General features: G+C 59.0%; 32 protein-coding genes. 1 reads left to right on the top strand and 31 read right to left on the bottom strand.

All coding sequences use genetic code 11. The annotated features are described in order from the left end of the window. Window positions 1–74: 74 nt before the first annotated feature. Complete coding sequence (locus V3572_RS10330) at window positions 75–896, bottom strand: substrate-binding domain-containing protein (protein ID WP_332110907.1); 822 nt, start codon at window positions 894–896, stop codon at window positions 75–77. A 746-nt stretch (window positions 897–1,642) separates the two neighbouring features. On the opposite strand from V3572_RS10330, the gene V3572_RS10325 reads away from it, so the two are divergent. Next, a complete protein-coding gene (locus V3572_RS10325) occupies window positions 1,643–2,518 on the top strand; it encodes a flagellin N-terminal helical domain-containing protein (protein WP_332110906.1) in 876 nt (291 codons plus the stop codon). A 117-nt stretch (window positions 2,519–2,635) separates the two neighbouring features. Here V3572_RS10325 and V3572_RS10320 read toward each other — a convergent pair whose 3' ends face one another. The 30 genes from V3572_RS10320 to rpsJ form a co-directional block, all read right to left on the bottom strand. Then, a complete protein-coding gene (locus tag V3572_RS10320; RefSeq protein WP_332110905.1) occupies window positions 2,636–3,535 on the bottom strand; it encodes a selenium metabolism-associated LysR family transcriptional regulator in 900 nt (299 codons plus the stop codon). 82 nt (window positions 3,536–3,617) lie between these two features. Beyond that, window positions 3,618–4,061: a 50S ribosomal protein L17 gene (rplQ, locus tag V3572_RS10315; protein WP_332110904.1), complete on the bottom strand. Its 444-nt coding sequence runs from the start codon at window positions 4,059–4,061 to the stop codon at window positions 3,618–3,620. Further along, window positions 4,051–5,094, bottom strand: coding sequence for a DNA-directed RNA polymerase subunit alpha (locus tag V3572_RS10310; protein ID WP_332110903.1), 1,044 nt, complete (start codon window positions 5,092–5,094; stop codon window positions 4,051–4,053). Before V3572_RS10310 ends, rplQ begins: the two co-directional genes overlap by 11 nt. A 33-nt stretch (window positions 5,095–5,127) precedes the next feature. Continuing rightward, the gene (gene rpsD, locus V3572_RS10305) at window positions 5,128–5,754 is read right to left on the bottom strand and encodes a 30S ribosomal protein S4 (RefSeq protein ID WP_332110902.1); all 627 of its coding nucleotides are present in this window, start codon (window positions 5,752–5,754) and stop codon (window positions 5,128–5,130) included. Between the two features lie 113 nt (window positions 5,755–5,867). Then, entirely contained in the window at window positions 5,868–6,254 is a 387-nt protein-coding gene (rpsK, locus tag V3572_RS10300; RefSeq protein ID WP_163303270.1) for a 30S ribosomal protein S11, read from the bottom strand. A 71-nt stretch (window positions 6,255–6,325) separates the two neighbouring features. Beyond that, a complete protein-coding gene (rpsM, locus tag V3572_RS10295; protein ID WP_332110901.1) occupies window positions 6,326–6,697 on the bottom strand; it encodes a 30S ribosomal protein S13 in 372 nt (123 codons plus the stop codon). Between the two features lie 11 nt (window positions 6,698–6,708). Then, window positions 6,709–6,822, bottom strand: coding sequence for a 50S ribosomal protein L36 (gene rpmJ / locus V3572_RS10290; protein ID WP_163303268.1), 114 nt, complete (start codon window positions 6,820–6,822; stop codon window positions 6,709–6,711). A 44-nt stretch (window positions 6,823–6,866) separates the two neighbouring features. Beyond that, on the bottom strand, window positions 6,867–7,634 hold the full coding sequence (map, locus tag V3572_RS10285) for a type I methionyl aminopeptidase (protein WP_332110900.1): 768 nt from the start codon (window positions 7,632–7,634) through the stop codon (window positions 6,867–6,869). Then, window positions 7,631–8,950 carry a preprotein translocase subunit SecY gene (secY, locus tag V3572_RS10280; protein WP_332110899.1) on the bottom strand — a complete coding sequence of 440 codons (1,320 nt, stop codon included), beginning with the start codon at window positions 8,948–8,950 and terminating at the stop codon, window positions 7,631–7,633. Before secY ends, map begins: the two co-directional genes overlap by 4 nt. A 14-nt stretch (window positions 8,951–8,964) precedes the next feature. Beyond that, window positions 8,965–9,438, bottom strand: a complete 474-nt coding sequence (gene rplO / locus V3572_RS10275) for a 50S ribosomal protein L15 (protein ID WP_332110898.1) — start codon at window positions 9,436–9,438, stop codon at window positions 8,965–8,967. Continuing rightward, window positions 9,435–9,617: a 50S ribosomal protein L30 gene (gene rpmD, locus V3572_RS10270; RefSeq protein WP_332110897.1), complete on the bottom strand. Its 183-nt coding sequence runs from the start codon at window positions 9,615–9,617 to the stop codon at window positions 9,435–9,437. The genes rplO and rpmD overlap by 4 nt, the downstream gene beginning before the upstream one ends. Before the next feature lie 2 nt (window positions 9,618–9,619). After that, complete coding sequence (gene rpsE / locus V3572_RS10265; RefSeq protein WP_332110896.1) at window positions 9,620–10,111, bottom strand: 30S ribosomal protein S5; 492 nt, start codon at window positions 10,109–10,111, stop codon at window positions 9,620–9,622. A 20-nt stretch (window positions 10,112–10,131) separates the two neighbouring features. Beyond that, window positions 10,132–10,491: a 50S ribosomal protein L18 gene (rplR, locus tag V3572_RS10260; protein ID WP_332110895.1), complete on the bottom strand. Its 360-nt coding sequence runs from the start codon at window positions 10,489–10,491 to the stop codon at window positions 10,132–10,134. A gap of 8 nt (window positions 10,492–10,499) precedes the next feature. Continuing rightward, window positions 10,500–11,039: a 50S ribosomal protein L6 gene (rplF, locus tag V3572_RS10255; RefSeq protein ID WP_332110894.1), complete on the bottom strand. Its 540-nt coding sequence runs from the start codon at window positions 11,037–11,039 to the stop codon at window positions 10,500–10,502. Window positions 11,040–11,066: 27 nt separating this feature from the next. Further along, window positions 11,067–11,450, bottom strand: coding sequence for a 30S ribosomal protein S8 (rpsH, locus tag V3572_RS10250; RefSeq protein WP_332110893.1), 384 nt, complete (start codon window positions 11,448–11,450; stop codon window positions 11,067–11,069). 17 nt (window positions 11,451–11,467) lie between these two features. Beyond that, a complete protein-coding gene (locus tag V3572_RS10245; protein WP_332110892.1) occupies window positions 11,468–11,653 on the bottom strand; it encodes a type Z 30S ribosomal protein S14 in 186 nt (61 codons plus the stop codon). 11 nt (window positions 11,654–11,664) lie between these two features. Further along, complete coding sequence (rplE, locus tag V3572_RS10240; RefSeq protein ID WP_332110891.1) at window positions 11,665–12,204, bottom strand: 50S ribosomal protein L5; 540 nt, start codon at window positions 12,202–12,204, stop codon at window positions 11,665–11,667. Window positions 12,205–12,208: 4 nt separating this feature from the next. Further along, entirely contained in the window at window positions 12,209–12,538 is a 330-nt protein-coding gene (gene rplX, locus V3572_RS10235; protein WP_332110890.1) for a 50S ribosomal protein L24, read from the bottom strand. 27 nt (window positions 12,539–12,565) lie between these two features. Further along, window positions 12,566–12,934, bottom strand: a complete 369-nt coding sequence (rplN, locus tag V3572_RS10230; protein ID WP_163303256.1) for a 50S ribosomal protein L14 — start codon at window positions 12,932–12,934, stop codon at window positions 12,566–12,568. A gap of 9 nt (window positions 12,935–12,943) precedes the next feature. Next, the gene (rpsQ, locus tag V3572_RS10225; RefSeq protein ID WP_332110889.1) at window positions 12,944–13,207 is read right to left on the bottom strand and encodes a 30S ribosomal protein S17; all 264 of its coding nucleotides are present in this window, start codon (window positions 13,205–13,207) and stop codon (window positions 12,944–12,946) included. 13 nt (window positions 13,208–13,220) lie between these two features. Further along, window positions 13,221–13,418 carry a 50S ribosomal protein L29 gene (gene rpmC, locus V3572_RS10220; protein WP_163303254.1) on the bottom strand — a complete coding sequence of 66 codons (198 nt, stop codon included), beginning with the start codon at window positions 13,416–13,418 and terminating at the stop codon, window positions 13,221–13,223. Between the two features lie 2 nt (window positions 13,419–13,420). After that, a complete protein-coding gene (gene rplP, locus V3572_RS10215) occupies window positions 13,421–13,834 on the bottom strand; it encodes a 50S ribosomal protein L16 (protein ID WP_332110888.1) in 414 nt (137 codons plus the stop codon). Beyond that, entirely contained in the window at window positions 13,834–14,475 is a 642-nt protein-coding gene (rpsC, locus tag V3572_RS10210; RefSeq protein ID WP_163303252.1) for a 30S ribosomal protein S3, read from the bottom strand. The genes rplP and rpsC overlap by 1 nt, the downstream gene beginning before the upstream one ends. 9 nt (window positions 14,476–14,484) lie before the next feature. Continuing rightward, window positions 14,485–14,817: a 50S ribosomal protein L22 gene (gene rplV, locus V3572_RS10205; protein ID WP_163303251.1), complete on the bottom strand. Its 333-nt coding sequence runs from the start codon at window positions 14,815–14,817 to the stop codon at window positions 14,485–14,487. Window positions 14,818–14,859: 42 nt separating this feature from the next. Next, window positions 14,860–15,141 (bottom strand): 30S ribosomal protein S19, encoded by a 282-nt coding sequence (gene rpsS / locus V3572_RS10200; RefSeq protein WP_332110887.1) that lies wholly within the window; start codon window positions 15,139–15,141, stop codon window positions 14,860–14,862. Between the two features lie 11 nt (window positions 15,142–15,152). Further along, on the bottom strand, window positions 15,153–15,983 hold the full coding sequence (gene rplB / locus V3572_RS10195; RefSeq protein ID WP_332110886.1) for a 50S ribosomal protein L2: 831 nt from the start codon (window positions 15,981–15,983) through the stop codon (window positions 15,153–15,155). A 2-nt stretch (window positions 15,984–15,985) separates the two neighbouring features. Next, window positions 15,986–16,273 carry a 50S ribosomal protein L23 gene (gene rplW / locus V3572_RS10190; RefSeq protein ID WP_332110885.1) on the bottom strand — a complete coding sequence of 96 codons (288 nt, stop codon included), beginning with the start codon at window positions 16,271–16,273 and terminating at the stop codon, window positions 15,986–15,988. Next, window positions 16,260–16,892: a 50S ribosomal protein L4 gene (gene rplD / locus V3572_RS10185; protein ID WP_332110884.1), complete on the bottom strand. Its 633-nt coding sequence runs from the start codon at window positions 16,890–16,892 to the stop codon at window positions 16,260–16,262. The genes rplW and rplD overlap by 14 nt, the downstream gene beginning before the upstream one ends. Before the next feature lie 11 nt (window positions 16,893–16,903). Then, the gene (rplC, locus tag V3572_RS10180; RefSeq protein ID WP_332110883.1) at window positions 16,904–17,536 is read right to left on the bottom strand and encodes a 50S ribosomal protein L3; all 633 of its coding nucleotides are present in this window, start codon (window positions 17,534–17,536) and stop codon (window positions 16,904–16,906) included. A 13-nt stretch (window positions 17,537–17,549) separates the two neighbouring features. Further along, window positions 17,550–17,867 carry a 30S ribosomal protein S10 gene (rpsJ, locus tag V3572_RS10175; RefSeq protein ID WP_163303245.1) on the bottom strand — a complete coding sequence of 106 codons (318 nt, stop codon included), beginning with the start codon at window positions 17,865–17,867 and terminating at the stop codon, window positions 17,550–17,552. Between the last annotated feature and the right edge of the window lie 59 nt (window positions 17,868–17,926).

Genomic DNA, 17,926 nt, shown 5'->3' with positions numbered 1-17,926 from the left:
GCGTGGTGCTTGCCGTAATGGAAACTCAACGTCTTTGCCGAGATAAACGGCTCCAGCAGCCCCGCTTCGGCCGTCTACTTTTTAGCGTTGGGGGTAAACAGTTGTTTGCCGTCGGATTTGAAATCGGCGACGACCTGTTGTCCTTTGGGCGAGGCCAGCCAGTCGTTGAAGGCCTTGGCCAGATCGACCTTGGCGTTTTTGCATTTCTCGGGATTGATGACAATGACGCTGTACTGGTTGAGCAGGGGCTTGTCGCCTTCGACGAGCACGGCCAGGGCCGGATCGCCCTTGGCCTCGTAGGTGAAATAGGTGGCCCGGTCGGTGAGGGTATAGCCGCTGCGTTCGGCGGCCATGACGATGGTGGCCATCATGCCCTGTCCGGCCTGGACGTACCAGGTTTCCTTGTCGGGCGCGGCCATGTCGGCGGCCTTCCACAGGGCGAGCTCCATCTTGTGGGTGCCGGAATCGTCTCCCCGGCTGATGAAGGGGGATTTGGCGGCGGCGATGGCTTTGAGGGCCTCGGAGATGGTTTTGCCCTTGACCTTGGCCGGGTCGTTTTTGGGTCCGAGCAGGACGAAGTCATTGAACATGACCTCGGTACGGCCCAGGCCGTGTCCGGCCTCGACGAATTCTTTTTCGGCCTTGGGGGCGTGGACCAACAGCACGTCCACATCGCAGTTTTTTCCAAGCTCCAGGGCCTTGCCGGTCCCCACGGCGAGCCAGCGCAATTCGATGCCGGTATCTTTTTTGAATGCCTGTTCCAGGACAGGCAAGAGCCCGGTGTTGTCGGTGCTGGTGGTTGTGGCCATCATGAGCACTTTTTCCTCGGCCTGGGCGGCGCCGATTCCGGCGCACAGGAGCATGGCGACGGCGACGAGGATGGCGATGTGTTTCATGGAATTCTCCTCCTTAGGGTTACGCTGACATATGGCAAGCGTGACACAGAAACCCGTTATTTTCAACCCTCGACCCCTCGGAACCTGGAGGCCCCAGGCAAGGCCTGCCCCACGCCGGGCGCCATGACAACAGTCCCGTATCTGAATAAACAGACATCATTTTACGGTATGGATATGAACTTCAAGAACTCCGCCTTTCCGAGCGCGACACGAGGCATCCTTTCCCCAGCCGATGTGCTCCTGGGGCGAACCAGGGACCATTTTTTTGCTCCATAGGGCTAAAGGAAATGGCGAACCCTCCGATAGGAGCAGCGGATAGGGTGACAATCCACAATCCATGCATAACCGAGAATGTGCAAAATAGCTCACTCTTGTAGCGCGACGTAAAACGCAATACATTGTTCTATTTTTTGAATTCCAGATTCCTCATTCTCTTGAATCCTGAAAAACTCCCTCTTGCTTCAAAAAATCATCATTTTTTCCAATTTCTGCCTAATGGGTTCCGAGAACCCGACGATAAGAGCTGCAACACAACGCAGGAAAAGGATCGGGACAAGGCCGAGTCCCGGTTGAATATGAACCGGCGGCCAACCGAAGCAAAAAGGAGGGAGTTCACGGGGCAATCCACCGGTTCCGGGAAGGAACCGAACGGAGGCTGCCCGAGATTCTCGAAAATTCCTGGGAATGGAATCCCCCGTTCTCATAACCAACGCTGGATGCGATAAACTTTTCAAGGAGGAAAACCCATGTCTCTGGTTATCAATCACAACTTGATGGCGATGAATGCAACAAGGAACCTGAGCACCGCTTACGGAAACCTGGCAACATCCACCAGCCGCCTCTCCTCGGGGCTGCGAATCACGACCGCCGCCGATGATGCTGCCGGCCTTGCGGTTCGGGAACTCATGCGCGCCGACATCGCCGCCCTCAACCAGGGTGTGCGGAACGCCAACGATGCCATTTCCCTGATCCAGACCGCCGACGGCGCCCTGGGCGTCATCGACGAAAAGCTGATCCGCATGAAGGAACTGGCGGAACAGGCGGCCACGGGTACCTACACCTCGGATCAGCGTCTGATCATCGACTCGGAATACCAGGCCATGGCCTCGGAAATTACCCGAATCGCCAACGCCACGGACTTCAACGGCCTCTACCTGCTCAACGGAAACCTCTCCAGCGACACCCACGACGGTTCCGCCATGCAGGCCGCCGGCAAGCTCAAGGTCCACTTCGGCACCGCCAACGACAGCGCCGAGGACTACTATTACATCCAGATCGGCACCTCCACGGCCTCGGCCCTGGGCGTCGGACTGGCCGCCGGCAACAGCATCTCCACACAGGCTTTGGCCCAGCAGTCCCTGGTGACGATCAACAACGCCATCCTGTCCAAGGACAAGATCCGCGCCAACCTGGGCGCCCTGCAGAACCGGTTGGAAAACACCATCACCAACCTGGAGATCCAGGCCGAGAACCTGCAAGCGGCCGAGTCCCAGATCTCCGATGTGGACGTGGCCACGGAAATGACCGAGTTCGTGCGCCAGCAGATCCTGACCCAGGCAGCGGTGGCCATGCTCTCCCAGGCCAACTCCCTGCCGCGTATGGCCCTGCAGCTCATGGGCTAGCTGCACACTCGCCACAAAACCCCAAACGGACAAAAGGCCGCTGCGCGAAAGCGCGGCGGCCTTTTCATGGGGTGAACGAACAGTGCGTAGGCGTCGCAAACCGGAAGGGACGCCCCCCTACCGCAGGGACAAGACTTCCAGAAAACGTCGCATGGCCGGGAAGATGTGCCGCTTGGCGTGATGCACCCGATAATACCCGCGCTTGATGGATAACCCCGGCAAGACCAACTGGCGTATCTCTCCCCGTTCCAAGGCGCCTGCCACGGCCAGTCGGGAGGTCACCGAGACCCCCAACCCGGCCTTGACGCATTGCAAAACGGCCAGGGTGGAATGCACGAAGATGCCAACCCGAAGTTCGCGGATGTCCATGCCCCGCTCGCGCAGGGCGTTTTCAAAGGCCAGGCGGGTTCCAGACCCCTGCTCGCGGATGACCCACGGCAGCTTGCGCAGACTGTCAGGATCGAAAACGCCGCCTTCCGTCTCCACAAGCGAGGCCGCCGGGTCCGGCGGGGCAATGCAGATCAGTTCATCATCCATGAGCTGCTCGCAGGCCAGATCAGGATGGTCCGAAGACGCACCAACCAATCCGAGACTCAGCTGTCCCTCCACGACCCGTTCGATGATCTCCTGGGTGTCCCCAATGACCAGATCGATGGTCACCTCGGGGTATTTGGCCCGAAACGCCGCCACCATCTCAGGGAGGATGTAATGGGCGGGAATGGTGCTGCCACCGATGGAGAGTTCTCCGGAAACACGCTGGGTCAGGGCCAGGATCTCGGTGCGGGCGTTCTCCAGACGATCAAAGGCGTCCAGGGAATGCTGATACAAAATGCGGGCCGCCGGGGTGGGCAGCACGGTTCTGCCGAGCCGGTCGAAGAGCCTGGTGCCTAGTTCGCTCTCCAGGGCCATAACGTGGGCGCTGACCGTCGGCTGGGACAGCAAAAGCTCCTCCCCAGCCCTGGAGAAGCTCTTGAGCTCATAGACCTTGCAGAATGCCTGAAGACGCCTGATATCCATAGAATCTATACCATATATCGGCACAAGCTATGCACGTGGACAAAAAAAAGCAGGGCCGAAGCCCTGCTTTGATGGTGCATGATTAGGCTTCTACCGGGGCTTTGGCCTCTGGAGCGGGAGTGTTTTTCGCTTCCACGGAAACGGATTTGCTGGTGGCAGGCGCCCCGGAACGCTGGGTCAGCTCAATGATGGCCAACGGAGCGCAGTCACCGGCCCGGGGCAATCCAAGCTTCACCACCCGGGTGTACCCGCCATGGATGTCCACGAAGCGCGGGCCAATTTCATTGAAAAGCTTGGCCACGAGCTGGTGGTTCTCCAAAACCTTGTAGGCCAGACGCCGGGCGTGCACGGTGTCGGACTGGGTCAGGGCAATCAGGCCTTCAACGACGCCCCGAAGTTCCTTGGCCTTGGCCTCGGTGGTGCGGATGCGCTCGAAGGTCAGGAGGGACCGGGCCATATTCCGAAAAAGGGCCTTGCGATGCGAGGCATTTCTGCCAAGCTGACGGCCGGATTTATTATGCCTCATCGACTTGCTTCCTCTTCAACCATTCCTGGTATTTCTGCTCAAAATTGTCGAGTTTCATGCCAAACTCAAGCCCCATGTCCTCAAGGACGCGCCGAATCTCCTCAAGGGACTTCTTGCCGAAGTTCTTGGTCTTGAGCATCTCCCCTTCGGAGCGCTGCATCAGTTCGCCAACAAGGGTGATATTGGCGCTTTTGAGGCAGTTTGTGGCCCGAACGGACAACTCAAGCTCGTCAATGCTTTTGAACAGATTCGGATTGAGCTCGATGTCGTTGGCGCGACGGGCGCTCTCGGCCTCGGATTCATTCTCGTTGAAGTTGATGAACACCGTGAGCTGCTCTTTGAGAATCTTGGCGCTGTAGGACACGGCGTCGTCGGGAGAGACGGAACCGTCGGTCCACACATCCAGGATGAGCTTGTCATAGTTGGTCATCTGGCCGACGCGGGCCTGGTCCACGGTATAGGCTACCTTCTTGACCGGGGTGTAGCTGGCGTCAAGAAGGATGAGACCGATTTCATTCTCCAGTCCCTCGTGCATGTCGGCGGGGACGTATCCCTTGCCCATGCGCACGTCAAACTCCATGCGCAACTCGCGATCTTCGGACAACGTGCAAATGTGCTGTTCGGGATCAAGCACCGTGACGTGCTGGTTTTCCTTGATGGCCGCCGCAGTGACCGCGCCCTTGGTGTTCGCCGAAAGCACCAGGCGCTGGGCGACGTCTGTGGTCATGGCCAGACGGATCTGCTTCAGATTGAGAACGATATCGGTGACGTCTTCAATCACGCCGGGAATGGTGGTGAATTCGTGCTGCACGCCTTCGATCCTGGCGGCCACAATGGACGCGCCCTGGAGCGAGGACAGAAGCACCCGGCGAAGCGCGTTTCCGAGCGTGGTTCCGAAACCGCGTTCCAAGGGCTCGCAGATGAAGCGGCCGTAATTGGAACTGGGGTTCAAGTCACGCACGAGCTTCTCGGGCTTGACAAGTTCGGCCCAGTTGCGGGTGTTGATCAGCCGGTCGCCGTTTCGGATGAGCATGTTCGACACCTTGCAAGGCGCAAAGCGCGCCTCTTACTTAGAGTACAGCTCGACGATGAGCTGTTCGTTGATGGGGAACTGAATGTCTTCCCGGGTAGGCATGGCGTTGACTTTGCCCTTGAGATTCTCGCCGTCCACCTCGAGCCAGGCCGGGCATCCGCGACGGGCGATGACCTGCTGGGCTTCCTTGATGATGGGGGAATTGCGATTCTGTTCCCTGACGCCGACCTGATCGCCAGCCTTCACCTGGATGGACGGCACGGTGACCCGGTGTCCATTGAGGGTGAACATGCCATGGCGCACAAGCTGCCGGGCCTGATTGCGGGAGTTGGCGAAACCCATGCGGTAGATGACATTGTCCATGCGCCGCTCAAGAAAAATGAGCAGATTGTCGCCGGTGACGCCCTTTTTCAGGTCCGCGCGCTGAAAATACGCTCGGAACTGCTCTTCAAGAATGCCGTACATGCGGCGGACTTTTTGCTTCTCGCGAAGCTGCACCGCGTAGTCGCTCATTTTCTTGCGAATACGGCCATGCTGTCCGGGGGCATAAGGACGACGCTCATAGGCGCACTTGTCGGTGAAGCACCGGTCGCCTTTCAGAAAAAGCTTGGCGCCCTCACGACGGCACAGGCGGCATTTCGCTCCAGTATAACGTGCCAAGGGTTACCTCCTGATAAGTACCTGCGGGTCCGGTCCCGGCTCGGGGACGTGTCACGGCCGCCTGAGGCGGCCGTCATTGGACCGTGGAATGGTTTTCGCGCGAAACGTCGGCCCTAGACCCTGCGCCGTTTGGGAGGACGGCAGCCATTGTGCGGGATGGGGGTGATGTCACGAATGAAGCTGACCTTGAACCCGGCGTTGTTGATGGCCCGCATGGCGGCCTCACGTCCGGACCCGGGCCCCTTGACCAGGATGCCCACGGTGCGCATGCCGTGTTCCTGAGCCTTTCGGGCCGCATTCTCAGCGGCGATCTGGGCCGCGAAGGGGGTGGACTTGCGCGATCCCTTGAAGCCCGCATTCCCCGAGGTGGCCCAACTTACCACATTCCCTCTCGGATCCGTGAAGGTAATGATGGTGTTGTTGAAGGTCGCCTGGATATGGGCAACCCCGGATGGGATGTTCTTTTTCTCTTTCTTGCCTACGCGGCGAGGTTTAGCCATTTCGCTTGCTCCAAGGGAAGTTTGGCGCCGCGTCCGGAGTTCCCGGACGCCTGGTCACCTGGATTTTTCGATTACTTCTTCTTCTTGCTCATGACCGAGCGGCGCGGTCCCTTGCGGGTGCGTGAATTGGTGTGGGTACGCTGGCCACGCACGGGCAACCCGCGACGATGGCGCAGCCCGCGATAGCATCCGATGTCCATGAGCCGCTTGATATTGGCGGTCACGTCCCGGCGCAGATCACCCTCAACCTTGAAATTCTGCTCGATTTCCTTGCGGATGTTGTTGGTTTCCTCGGCGCTCAGATCGTCGCTGGACTTGGTCCAGTCAACGCCCGTGGCGTCGAGAATGCGCAGGGCCGTGGCCCGGCCGATGCCAAAAATATAGGTCAGCGCGATATCCATCCGCTTCCGTCTCGGAAGATCAACTCCAGCGATTCTGGCCACGATAGTCCCCCTTATCCCTGGCGCTGTTTGTGCCGGGGATTCACGCAGATCACCCGTAACACGCCGTGACGCTTAATGATTTTACAATGTGCGCACAGTTTCTTGATTGACGGCTTGACTTTCATCCTGGCTGCTCCGTAGTCCGTCCGGGAATGTCCCCGGCCGGGAATTAGTCCCGAACGCTCAATATCACGGGACCGTTTTTGGTGACGGCCACCGTGTGTTCAAAATGGGCCGCGAGACTGCGATCTTTGGTCACGGCGGTCCATTTGTCCGACAAGACTTCCACTTCCGGCTTGCCCGCTGTCACCATGGGCTCAATAGCCAGAACCATGCCGGGCTGCAAGGAAACCCGATTGGCCCCTGCCGGGGCGAAGTTGGGCACCTCTGGCTTCTCGTGAAGCTGCTTTCCAATGCCATGCCCAACAAAACGACGTACCACGGAAAAGCCCCGACCTTCAACATATTTCTGCACCGCTCGCGAAATGTCGTACAGGTCGTTTCCTGCCACTGCCTGATCAATGCCGACAAAAAGGGAGTCGCGCGTCACGGACAACAGATCCTCTGCCCGCGCGTCAATCTTCCCGACGGGCACGGTTAAGGCCGAATCGCCGTAAAACCCCTTAAGCACCACTCCCATGTCGAAACTGACCAGATCGCCTTCGACCAAGACCCTCTCCGAGGGAAATCCGTGAACGACTTCCTCGTTGACCGAGCAACACAAGGCATATGGAAACCCGAGATAGCCCTTGAAGGCCGGCTTCACCTTGTAGGTGTCGCACAACGACAGGGCCAGTTCCTCAAATTCCATGGTCCGTATTCCCGGGGCCACATGAAGACGCAACTGATCCAAGATGGCCGCCACGATGCGCCCTGCCTCGCGCAGCAGTCCGATCTCGTTTTCGTTTTTCAGATATATGCCGCGAAACTTCTTCAAAACGAATGCCTTCCCTTGATTCTCCCCTTGGACATAAGCCCTTCATACTGGCGGGAGATAAGGTACGACTCTATCTGCCCCATGAAATCCATGGCCACGCCCACGACAATCAAGAGCGAGGTGCCACCGAAATAAAAGGGGACGTTGAAGTGTTGAATGAGCATCATGGGCAGAACGCACACGGCCGAGATGTAGATGGCGCCCCACAAGGTGATTCGCGTCAACACCCGATCAATATGCTCCTTGGTCTTCACACCGGGGCGGATGCCGGGAATGAACCCACCCTGCTTGCGCAGATTTTCCGCAATGTCCTTGGGATCGAAAATGATCGCCGTGTAGAAGTAGCAGAAGAACACGATCATCGCCACGAACAGCACATTATATACCACGTTTTGCGGGCTGAAATAATGCGCTATGTCGCTTAACCAGGGCACCTGAGAAAAATTGGCGATGGTGGCCGGGAAAAGCAGGATCGATGAGGCGAAGATCGGGGGAATGACCCCGGCGGTGTTGATGCGAAGCGGCAGATGCGTGGTTTGTCCGCCGTACATCTTTCGCCCAACCATGCGTTTGGCGTACTGAATGGGAATGCGTCGCTGCCCGCGCTCGACGAAAATGATCACCCCCAAGACCGCCACCATGACCGCCACCAGAAGCAACAGGACGAACAGACTCAACTCGCCAGCCCCAAGCAACTGGAAGGTATTGATGGTGGCCCGGGGAAATCCGGCCACGATACCCGCGAAAATGATCAGGGAGATGCCGTTGCCGATCCCCTTTCCGGTGATCTGCTCGCCAAGCCACATGAGAAAGACCGTTCCCGTGCACAGGGTGGTCATAGTCATGAGCTTGAATCCCCAGCCGGGAGCGAGAACCACCGGCGCCCCCGTGGGACTGGCCATGCTCTCAAGACCCACGGCGATCCCGAAGCCCTGCACCACGGCGATGAGCACCGTGCCATACCGTGTATATTGGGTCATTTTCTTCTTCCCGGCCGCGCCGTCTTCCTTCTGCATCCGGGCCAGTTCAGGACTGACCACGGTCAACAGCTGGATGATGATGGAGGCCGAGATGTAGGGCATGATCCCCAGGGAGAAGATGGACACATTCCCGAGCGCGCCGCCCGAAAACATGTCGAACAGCCCGAACAGGGTATTTTTGGCGGTTTCGAAAAAGTCGGCCAATGCCGCGGCGTCCACGCCCGGAACGGGCACATGCACGCCTATGCGATACACGGCCAAAAGGAGAAAGGTCCACAAGAGCTTGTTTTTAAGCTCCGGAAGCTTCGCCAGATTCTCTACGCCAGTAAGGGCCACGTATTTTCCACCTTCTAGGACGAGACGGGTTCCGAAGCGTCCTTCGCTTCAAGGATGACGGCCTTGCCGCCGGCGGTGACGATCTTTTCCGCCGCCTTGGCGCTGAATCGATGCGCCTCGACAGTGACTGCAGCGCCCTCGCCGCGACTCAGGATTTTGACCGGCACGTTCTTGGAGCACAGCCCGCTGGCATAAATGTCATCCAGGGTGATTTCCGTCTTTCCGGCAAATGTGGCGAACAACCGATCAAGATTGATCGGCGCGTACGTCACCCGAAAATCGAAATTCTTGAAACCGCGCTTGGGCAGCCGACGGGCCAAGGGCATCTGTCCACCCTCAAACCAGGCAGGCGTGCCGCCTCCGGCGCGGGCGTTCTGGCCCTTGTTGCCCTTGCCGGCCGTGCACCCCTGACCGGTGCCGCGACCACGGCCCAGACGTTTCCGGCTCTTACGTTCCTCGGGGAACGGATACAATTCATGCAGTTTCATGACTCGCTCACCTCAACCAGGTGCTCGACCTTGGCGATCATGCCCAAAACGGTTTCGTTTTTGTCAAACGTCCGTTCCTGGCGGATTTTCGTAAGTCCCAGGGCGCACAAAGTCCCCCGTTGCTTGGGGGGACGCCCATGGGCGCTTTTGACCAGCTTGATTGTAATTTTGCCCGGCATGGCTATTTCCTCGGGGTGTGCAGCGTTTTGCCGCGCAGTTCGCTCACGAAATCTGCGCTGCGCAGGGAGGCCAAACCGGCAATGGTGGCCCGAAGCACGTTGTGCGGGTTGTTGGTGCCGATGGCCTTGGTCAGGATGTCGTGGACGCCCACGGCCTCCATGACGGCCCGCACCGGACCTCCGGCGATGATGCCGGTTCCCTTGGAGGCGGGTTTGAGCACCACCCGTCCAGCGCCGTAACGGCCCAAAATCTCATAAGGCAACGTACCCTCAAGTAGAGGCACCTTGATCATGGACTTTTTGGCCTGGTCGGAAGCCTTGCGGATGGCCTCGGGGACTTCGTTGGCCTTGCCCAGGCCGTAGCCCACGGAACCGTTGCCGTCGCCCACCACGACCAGGGCGCTGAAGCTGAACCGACGGCCGCCCTTGACGACCTTGGCCACGCGGTTCAAATACACGATCTTTTCAATCTGATTGAGTTCCGACTGGTCCATGTTCTTGGATCCTTGCGCGCTTAAAATTTCAGTCCGCCTTCGCGGGCGCCGTCTGCCAGGGCCTTGATACGGCCATGATACAGGTAGCCGTTCCGGTCAAACACCACCGCTTCAATGCCGCGTTCCTTGGCCTTCTGCGCCACCTCGCGCCCAACGCGCGTCGCGGACGCCTTGTCAAGCTTGAGCGCCTCGCCATCTTTGCACAGGGCCAGGGTGGAGGCGCTGGCCAGCGTCTGCCCGGCGATATCGTCCACAACCTGGGCATAGATATGCCGGTTGGAGCGATAGACCACGAGCCTGGGACGCTCGGGAACGCCGGAAATCTTTTTGCGGATGCGCACCGTGCGGCGCTTGCGCGCTTGTTCCTTGGTGAGTTTCATATGCAGCCCTATTTCTTGCCGCCGGATTTTCCGGCCTTGCGACGAATCGTCTCGGTTTCGTACTTGATGCCTTTGCCCTTGAAGGGTTCGGGCGGACGCACGCGACGTATGCGGGCCGCAGTTTCGCCCACAAGCTGCTTGTCGATTCCGGCCAGGGTCAGCTTGTTGCCTTCCACCTTGGCCGCGATCCCCTGGGGCAACTTGAACTCCACCTGGTGAGAAAATCCGACGCTAAGCGATACGATGTCGCCCTGTGTCGAAACCTTGTACCCGACACCAATGACTTCAAGGGTCTTGGAGAATCCCTTGCTCACTCCTTCGACCAGATTGGCCAGAAGGGTGCGGCGCAGGCCGTGCTGGGCACGGGCCACCCGGGTGTCATCCAAACGGTTGACGGAAACCGTGCTCCCCGCAATGGCATAGGCCACCTTGGGATGCGTGGGCGTGCTGAGCTCGCCCTTTGGCCCTTTGACCATCACCGCTCCATCCTCGACAGCGACACTGACGCCGCTGGGCAGGATGATTTCCTTTTTTCCTATCCTGGACATGGTAAGTTCCTCACGCGCCTTTACCGGCTACCAGATCTCGCAGAGCAGTTCACCGCCCACGCGCTGTTCGCGGGCGGATGCGGCAGCCATAACACCCCGGGATGTGGACAAAATGCTGATGCCCAACCCGTTTTGGACGTCTGGAATACCTTCAGCCCCAACATAGACCCTGCGGCCTGGCTTGCTGATCTTTTTCAAGCCCGCAATGGTGGGCTTGCCGCTGGAATATTTCAGGGTGATGTTCAAATGAAGGCCTTCCACGGCATAGTCTGCGATATAGCCTTCGTCCTTAAGGATGGTGGCGATGGACGCCTTCATCTTCGAGACGGGCATGACCACAGCGGCGTGGAGCGCCTGATGGGCATTGCGAATACGCGCGAGCATGTCGGCGATGGGGTCGACAACGGACATTTCCCTTTCTCCTTCGCTTACCAGCTCGATTTCCGCACGCCGGGAAGTTCGCCAGCCAGCGACATGTTTCTGAAACAAATACGGCACAAGCCGAACCTGCGTAAAAACGCCCTGGACCGGCCGCATATGGGGCAACGGTTGTATGCCCTTGCAGAAAATTTCGGCTTGCGGCGGGCTTTGACCATGAGTGCTGTACGAGCCAAGACCGATCTCCTTATTTTTTGAACGGCATGCCGAGCAGGTCCAGTAGAACCTTGCCTTCCTTGTCGGAACGAGCGCTGGTGACGATGGTCACGTTCATGCCCTTGACGCGCTCGACCCTGTCCACGTTGATCTCCGGAAAAATGGTGTGTTCCCGGATACCCAGCGTGAAGTTGCCCCTGCCGTCAAAACCCCTGTCGGGAATGCCCCGAAAATCCCGCACACGCGGCAGGGCATAGTTGATCAGCTTGTCCAGGAAGTCCCACATGCGCTCGTGGCGAAGCGTGACCCGGCACCCGACAGGAAGGCCCTCGCGCAGCTTGAACGCAGCGATGGACTTCCGGGCCCGGGTGATCACCGCTTTCTGGCCGGCTATGGAGGTCAACTCCACAACGGCTTCCTCGATGAGCTTGTTGTTCTGGCTGGCCTCGCCCAGACCGATGTTGAGCGAGACGGCCCGAAGCTTCGGAATCTGCATGGACGAGGTGTACCCGAACTCTTTTTTGAGGGCGGGGGCCACCTTTTCGGAATACATGTTTTCCAGGCGGGTCATAATCTTATCCCTTATCGATGTCCTGGTTGCATTTCTTGCAGAACCGGACCTTTTTGCCGTCTTCCGTGACCTTGTACCCCACCCGCGTCGGCTTGGCGCACGAGTCGCACAAGAGAGCCACGTTGGAAATATGCAAGGGCGATTCCTTCTCCACGATGCCGCCGGGGGTTTTGGCATACGGATTGGCTTTGGTGTGGCGCTTGACCATATTCACCTTTTCCACCAGGATCCGATCTTTCTTCGGGAAAAGTTTGAGCACGCGGCCCACCTTGCCCTTGTCCTTGCCCGCAGTGACAATGACCTTGTCGTTTTTACGAATCTTGTAGATTTTCATGGCGTCCTCAATGCGGCGGCAGCGTCTCTACAGAACCTCAGGGGCCAGAGAGACGATTTTCATGAAGTTTTTCTGCCGCAGTTCCCTGGCCACGGGTCCGAAAATGCGGGTGCCCACGGGCTCAAGCTGGCTGTTCAGCAGCACGGCGGAATTGTTGTCGAATTTGATGTAGGAACCGTCGGGACGACCAATTTCCTTTGTGGTGCGAACCACAACGGCCTTCATCACCGCGCCCTTTTTCACCTTGGAATGAGGCATGGCTTCCTTGACGGAAACCACGATGATGTCCCCCACGCCCGCGTACCGGCGACGGCTGCCGCCCAGAACCTTGATGCAGCTGACCTTCTTGGCTCCGGAGTTGTCCGCCACGTCGAGTTTGCTTTCCACCTGGATCATCGTATCACCCTAAACCGCTTTTTCCATGATTTGGACCAGATGCCAGCGCTTGCGCCTGGACAAGGGTCGATGCTCGATGATCCGCACCGTGTCACCCATGCCGCATTCGTTGGCCGGATCGTGGGCCATGAACTTTTTGTGGCGGCGGATGAACTTCTTGTACAGCGGGTGCTGGATCAGGGTCTCGACCCGGACCACGATGGTCTTGTCATTTTTGCTCGAAACCACGACGCCGGTCAGTACGCGCCGATTGCTCTTTTTCTCTTCAGTCATGTCAAGGCTCCGCTTAAGCGCCGGGCGCGGATTTCTCGCGCAGCACGGTCAATATCCGGGCGATGTTTTTTTTGACGTCCCCAAGCTTGTGCGTCTTTTCCAACTGTGCCGTGGCATGCTGAAAACGCAGCTTGAAGAGTTCCTCGCGACTTTCGCCCAAAAGGTCATGCAGGGACTTGACCTCTTTCTCGCGCAATTCGGCGACCTTCATGGCTACGCCACCTCCTTGACCACAATCTTGGTCTTGATGGGCAGCTTATGCATGGCCCGGGTCAGCGCCGTCTTGGCCACTTCCATGTCCACGCCCTTGATCTCGTAGAGCACCCGGCCAGGCTTGACCGCTGCATACCAGCCAACGGGAGCGCCCTTTCCCTTGCCCTGACGGACTTCAGCGGGCTTTTCGGTGATGGGATGGTCGGGAAAAATACGAATCCATACCTTCCCGCCGCGTTTGATGTGGCGCATTATGGCCACACGGGCAGCCTCGATCTGCTGGCTGGTCAGCTTGCCGTGCTCCATGGCCTTGATGCCCACCTCGCCGAAGGCCACGCTGGCCCCGCGAGTGGCCGGTCCACGCAACCGACCCTTTTGCATCTTGCGGAATTTGGTTTTATTGGGAGCCAACATTACGCTTCAACCTCTCTGTCGAGTATCTCGCCCTTAAAGATCCAGACCTTGACCCCGATGACCCCATAGGTCGTCTTGGCCGTGGCCAAACCGTAGTCGATGTCGGCGCGAAGGGTCTGCAAGGGCACGCGGCCGTCGCGGTACCATTCAGCGCGGGCGATTTCAGCCCCGGCCAGGCGGCCGGCGCAGGCCACCTTGATGCCCTCTGCCCCGAACTTGCGCGACAGGCCCACCGTACGCTTCATGGCCCGACGGAAAGCCACCCGGCGTTCCAGCTGCAAAGCAATGTTCTCGGCCACCAGTTGGGCATCGATCTCAGGCCGCCGAATCTCGTTGACCTCGACGGTGAACTCGCGTCCAAACCGCTGCTTCAAGTCGGCACGCACCTTTTCGATCTCCGTTCCCTTGCGGCCGATGACGATGCCCGGACGCGCGGTGTGGATGATCAACCGAATTTTTCCCCCGGCGCGCTCGATCTCGATCTTGGAGATCCCCGCGTGGTACAGGGTCTTCTTCACGAACTTGCGAATCTTGCTGTCCTCGAAGACAAAGGCGGGGTAATCTTTCTTTGAGAACCACCGGGATATCCAGGTCTTGTTGTACCCCAGTCTGAATCCGTACGGATGAACTTTCTGGCCCATGTCAAGCTCCTAGCTTTCCGCGACAACCACAGTGATGTGGCTGGTGCGTTTCACGATCCGGTTGGCCCTGCCCATGGAACGAGTCAGAAGGCGCTTCCAGGACGGTCCCGGATTGATGATCACCTGCTTGACCGTGAGGGTGTCGATATCCACGCCGGAAATCTGTTCGGCATTGGCCACGGCGGAGTGCAGCACTTTGCCGATAAGCTGCGCGGCCTTTTTGGGCGTGAACTTTAAAATGTTCATCGCCTCCTCGACGGGGCGGCCCTTGATGTTGTCGGCCACCAACCGCGCCTTTTGCGGCGAGACGCGGATATATCTGGCTATGGCTTTGGCTTCCATCTTTTTATCCTGGTGCGAGGTCAAAGGTCGCGGGAGCGCCCGTTACTTCTTGGCCTTGGTTTTTTTGTCCGCGGCGTGCCCGTGGAACGTGCGCGTGGGGGAAAACTCGCCAAGCTTATGTCCGACCATGTTCTCAGACACGAACACCGGGATGAATTTCTTCCCATTGTGCACGGCAAAGGTCATGCCGACCATCTCGGGCAGTATGGTGGAGCGACGGGACCAGGTCTTAATGACCCGGCGGTCCTTGCTTTCGTTGGCGATCTGGACCTTGTGCTGCAGGTGGTCGTCCACGAAGGGACCTTTTTTCAGGGAACGAGGCATATCCTATTCTCCTACTTTTCGCCGCGCCGCTTCACGATCAGCTTGGAAGAGGGCTTTTTGACGTTGCGGGTCTTGTAGCCCTTGGTGGGCTTACCCCACGGGGTCACCGGATGACGGCCGCCGGAGCTTTTGCCTTCACCGCCGCCCAGGGGATGGTCGACCGGGTTCATGGCCACGCCGCGCACCTTGGGCCGACGGTTGAGCCAGCGATTGCGCCCGGCCTTGCCGATGGAAATGTTCTCGTGCATGACGTTGCCCACCTGCCCCACCGTGGCGGTGCAGGATGACAGGACGTTGCGCACCTCGCCCGAGGGCAGCCGCACCAGGGCGTACTTGCCTTCCTTGGCCACAAGCTGGGCGTAGGTTCCGGCCGCGCGGCACATCTGTCCGCCCCGCCCGGGGTTGAGCTCGATGTTGTGAAGGAGCGTGCCCACGGGAATGCGCTTGAGCGGCAAGGCGTTTCCGGGTTTGATGTCCGCCGTTTCGCCGGCGGCCAGGGTGTCGCCCACGGAGATGCCAACCGGCGCCAGGATGTAGCGCTTTTCGCCGTCGGCATAGTGCAACAGGGCGATGCGGGCGCTGCGGTTGGGATCATATTCAATGGAGAAGACCTTGGCCGGTATCCCCCACTTGTCGCGCTTGAAATCGATGATGCGGTACAGGCGCTTGTTTCCGCCGCCCCGACGGCGCGAGGTGATCCGTCCGTAGGAGTTGCGCCCGGACTTGCGCGGCAGTCCTTCGGTGAGGGACTTTTCCGGGGTGGACCGGGTAACTTCCTCGAAGGTGGACACCGTCTGGAAACGGCGTCCTGCGGAAGTGGGTTTCAGCTTACGGATGGACATGTCTAGACCCCTTCAAAAAACTCAATTTTATCGCCAGCGGCCAGGGTCACGTAGGCCTTCTTCATGCCCGGCACCCGACGCAGAACCCGGCCGAAGCGACGCTTGCGAGGTTTTCGCACCGTCACGCTCACGGAATCCACTTTGACGGAAAAGGCGGCTTCCACGGCCTTTTTGATCTCGATCTTGTTCGACCCGGGCGCAACCTGGAAGACAACCTGGTTGGCAGCTTCCTTGACGAAGGTGGCCTTTTCCGAAACCAGCGGCCGAAGCAGTATGCTAGCGTAATCCATGGCGAAGCCTCTCCTGTACGCGAAGCGCGGCGTCCGTGGCCATCACCACCTGCTCATGCAGGAGCACGTCATAGACATTGAGCATGTCGTGCCGGATGACTTTGATGCCGGGCAAATTCCTCGCTGAAAGCTCGAGCTTGTTATCAGACTCCGTCAGGACAATCAATGCTTTTTTCAGTCCAAGATCACCGGCCACCTTGGCCATGAGCTTGGTCTTGGCCTCGGCCAGATCGAACTTGTCAATCAGCATCAGGCTCGACTCGCCCAGTTTGGCCGACAGGGCCATTCTCAGGGCCAGTTGGCGCACCTTGCGGTTGACCTTGAACTCATAATCACGCGGACGCGGACCATGGATGACCGCGCCACCCCGCCACAAGGGGGAACGGCTGCTCCCCGCCCGGGCCTTGCCCGTGCCCTTCTGCCGCCAGGGCTTGTGCCCGCCGCCGGAGACTTCGCTCCGGGTCTTGGTGCTGTGCGTTCCGGCCCGTTTGGCGGCCAGTTGGGCGCGCACCACAAGATGCAGCACCTCGGGACGCACGGTCACCTCGAACACCTCGGGGGAAAGCTCGAGCTCTCCGACTTCCCGTTTGGTCTGATCAAATATCTTTACGTTGGCCATTTCAATCACCCTTAGCCCTGCTTGCGAACCATGACCACGGCGTTTCTGGGGCCCGGAATCTGGCCCTTGACCAGGAGGAGATTGTCCTCCGGCCGCACGTCCACGATCTCAAGACCAATGCAGGTCACGGTCTTGGCGCCCATGTGGCCGGCCATCTTCTTGCCTTTCATGACCTTGCCGGGCTCGGTGTTGTTGCCGATGGAACCGCCGGAACGATGGGCTTTCTCCGTTCCGTGAGTGGCTTTTAAGCCCTTGAAGTTCCAGCGTTTCATGACGCCCTGAAAACCCTTGCCGATGGATGTGCCGGTGACCTTGACCTTTTCCCCGGGTGCGAAAATGGAGACGGTCAGATCCATGCCCAGTTCGAAACCGCCGGCGCCGTCGAAACGAAGCTCGCGAAGGACGCGGTATTCGCCACGGCCAGCCTTGGCCAGGTGCCCGCGCATGGGCTTGGTGGCCTTGCGCTCCGGGATCTGGTCAAAGGCGATCTGAACGGCTTCATAGCCGTCGTTGGCCGGGGTTTTGATCTGCACCACCGGACATGGTCCGGCCTGGATCACCGTCACCGGGACAATCGTGCCGTCGTCGGCGAAAATCCGGGTCATCCCCAGTTTCCGGCCCAAAATTCCTAGCGTGCCTGCCATGATGTCCCTCGTCCTAGAGCTTGATTTCCACGTCGACACCAGCCGGAAGGCTGAGTTTGCCCAGCGCGTCCACGGTCTGCTGCGTGGGTTCCATGATGTCCAAAAGACGTTTGTGCACCCGCATCTCGAACTGCTCCCGGGACTTTTTGTCCACATGCACGGAACGGTTGACCGTGTACTTGTGGATGTCCGTGGGCAGCGGAATGGGCCCAGCCACGCCCGCGCCGGTGTTGCGCGCCGTATCCACGATCTCGGAGACGGCTTTGTCAAGAATGCGGTAGTCGTATGCTTTCAGTTTGATGCGGATGCGATCGCTATTCATGGCAACCATTTCCTTACTCCACGATTTCCGAGACGACGCCCGCGCCAACAGTCCGGCCGCCTTCGCGA

The sequence above is a fragment of the Desulfolutivibrio sp. genome (genome assembly GCF_036584575.1).
GTDB lineage: Bacteria > Desulfobacterota > Desulfovibrionia > Desulfovibrionales > Desulfovibrionaceae > Desulfolutivibrio.
The sequence above is the reverse complement of the archived record's forward strand: the minus strand, read 5'-3'. Positions and strand labels throughout refer to the sequence as shown.